The sequence below is a fragment of the Microcoleus sp. B3-D2 genome, from assembly GCF_036705345.1.
GTDB lineage: Bacteria > Cyanobacteriota > Cyanobacteriia > Cyanobacteriales > Microcoleaceae > Microcoleus.
Genome location: NZ_JAUBUG010000170.1, coordinates 1 through 2,452, shown reverse-complemented (window position 1 = coordinate 2,452; position 2,452 = coordinate 1). Strand labels below are relative to the sequence as shown.

Genomic DNA, 2,452 nt, shown 5'->3' with positions numbered 1-2,452 from the left:
TTATGTGTCGCTGAACTTGAATCATTCCTCAATTGCTATCGTGATTTTTCTTAACTTATTCAGCAAGCCCTACATAATTCGCAACCGCAGACACCACAATGCCTCCAGCCCCTAATCCAGTACCGAGTATTTGAATCGTTCTTTCTAGGGAGCGATCGATTTCTGCTTGTTCAATATCTACAATCCCCGCCACCAAATCCACCGCAATCTTAATCAAATTAGTGCCATGTTTGAAATAGCCTAAATCACCCTGAATTTGTCTTTGAAAATACGGAGAATTTTTATCAATAAAAAACTTAAATGTTGTTAAATCTTCGGTTGAGGCTTGCCATTTATCACAGATTTGATCCAGCTTTTCCTGATAATTGTAAACATGAATATTAATCGTATTATTAAAATCTTCCAGAGATTCTAATACTCTTTCATAATCCAAACTTTCTCGAAGTAACTGTTTGAGTGTGCTTTTCAGAGAGGTTAAAGACTCATCTGTATTAACATTTTCCTGGGAAGCAACATCATTGTTCGATTCAAACTCAGGGATTTTTGTTTCTAAGCTAGCGATTATCCCCTCAATTTTTGCATATAGTCCCTTGAGTAAATCATAATTTTTGCGGCTATCCAGAAAAGCTGTAGTGATTTTATGGCGATAATAAAACAGTTCAAATAAAGGTTGAATAATTTGCCCTAATTTTTCCTCAATCTCATCGTCAACCAGATAAACAAAGACTTGTAGTTGACTTTTGAGCGAACTGTACTCAAAAATTGGAGAACCCAGTAACTCAGTATCGCGGTAAAAAGGTAGACGCACAGATGCTTCGGGGAACAGATTCTTTAAACATTCATCCGCAACTTGGCGGAGGTATTTTTTAGTGGGAGGTTGATAGGTTTGTAATTTGTAGGTAATAAAAATAGTCTGTCCCAGCCAATCTTCATAACTATCAGCAAGCATGAGATTATTAACATTAAAATTTTTTAATGCTGCGATATCTATATCTTTATTTTCATCCGTTTCTGGGCTGCCAATTCTTGCTAAAATGCCTTCGCTATCATCCAGACGGCAAAACTTGAAGGAACCATCAATTTTATTTGAATGCGATTTTTTTTTACTTTAGTGAGGGGATAACCGAGGTTGGCTTGGGAAAAGATTACCTCTTTTTCGTGGCTGAAATGTTGCCAGATATTATTAGCCCAACTCCAGATAGAGTTGACTGCGGTTTTGCTTTCGCGGCTGAGTTGGTAGCTGTAGATGTAGATTTGGAGATGGTCAATTTTTAGCATTTGCTTTGTCAATGCGTTTTTTCAAGCTTGCTTCTAGTTTTTTGATATCGGGATATGTATTGATGAGTGTTTCATAACCGGGGGTGACTTCTGCTTCGGCATCATCGAGATTTTTTCTCACATCGCCAATCCTATCTCTCACCTCTGTAAAATTTCGATAAAGGTTGTTAATCGCTTCTTTGACAACTTTATCCTCAGCATCAGACTCCGCTAAAGGTAAAACAGTCTTGAGTAATTCTTCAATAAATGGCGGAGTAAGAATCTGCGGGGCTGTGGTAATGGCATTATAAATTTCCAACAAAATCACGCTTTTCATCATAAATTTTACTTGCGAATGAATGTTACTAGAATTTGAAACCGATTCAACCTGTAGTTTGATTAATTTTGTTCGGTTGGTTTTTGTTGAGCTTCGGCGATAGTCTTTATTTGTACATTTTAATTATAGGTCGATCGCGCGCAGTGTAAAGAAACGTGGTTTTTATCTAATTTGAAAATTTTAGCACAGTATTGTCGTGAAAAACCCGGTTTCTGGCTAGCCATGGGTATCATAATCCGATCGCACAAAACGCTGCCCAATGATAAACATCGCCGTAGGGTTTTTCATCATCATTGTAACGTCCTAGCAGTTCTTCAGTATATTCTTTCCGCTCGTCATCAAAACTATCGGATTCCTTTACCCATGTTAGCAAATCTGAAGTCGCGGCCGACTTAAACCAGCGCTGGGTATCGTGGAGGGCTTTACCGATGCTAACTCCAGGTTGTAGCAATTCATAGAATTTTACCATTATCAAGGCGGTGGAGAGGTCGTTGACAGCCCAAAGACTGGCTAGGGTTCCCATTGCTCCGGCGTGGAGAAATCCTGTCGGCAATCCAATATAATCGGAGCGATTCTTGGTGTCAATGAGCGCGGTTTCGCAGGCGGAAAGCACGACTAGGCGGCAATGTTTGAATTGCAATAGCAATATGTCTGCTAATGTTAGACAATTGTTAATATCGGCTGTTTTGCCTTCGCGCCATTCCACGTAGCGCTCTGATTCATCTAAATTCGATCCCCCTAAATCCCCCTTAAGAAGGGGAACTTTGACAACTTCCTGCTCCCCCCTTAAGAAGCTATGCCTTACTCACATCTTTCTTAACAAAATCAGGCTTGACATCTGGGGGGGAATGGGTGGAA

Annotated in this window: 4 protein-coding genes; all 4 read right to left on the bottom strand. The window is 39.6% G+C overall.

From position 1 onward, the window contains the following. Positions 1 to 55 precede the first annotated feature (55 nt). On the bottom strand, positions 56 to 949 hold the full coding sequence (locus QUB14_RS28445; protein WP_333221573.1) for a hypothetical protein: 894 nt from the start codon (positions 947 to 949) through the stop codon (positions 56 to 58). Positions 950 to 1,029: 80 nt separating this feature from the next. Then, positions 1,030 to 1,278, bottom strand: a complete 249-nt coding sequence (locus QUB14_RS28440) for a hypothetical protein (RefSeq protein WP_333221571.1) — start codon at positions 1,276 to 1,278, stop codon at positions 1,030 to 1,032. Beyond that, positions 1,265 to 1,597 carry a hypothetical protein gene (locus tag QUB14_RS28435; RefSeq protein ID WP_333221570.1) on the bottom strand — a complete coding sequence of 111 codons (333 nt, stop codon included), beginning with the start codon at positions 1,595 to 1,597 and terminating at the stop codon, positions 1,265 to 1,267. Before QUB14_RS28435 ends, QUB14_RS28440 begins: the two co-directional genes overlap by 14 nt. Before the next feature lie 226 nt (positions 1,598 to 1,823). Then, positions 1,824 to 2,300 (bottom strand): CHAT domain-containing protein, encoded by a 477-nt coding sequence (locus QUB14_RS28430; RefSeq protein WP_333221568.1) that lies wholly within the window; start codon positions 2,298 to 2,300, stop codon positions 1,824 to 1,826. Positions 2,301 to 2,452 lie beyond the last annotated feature (152 nt).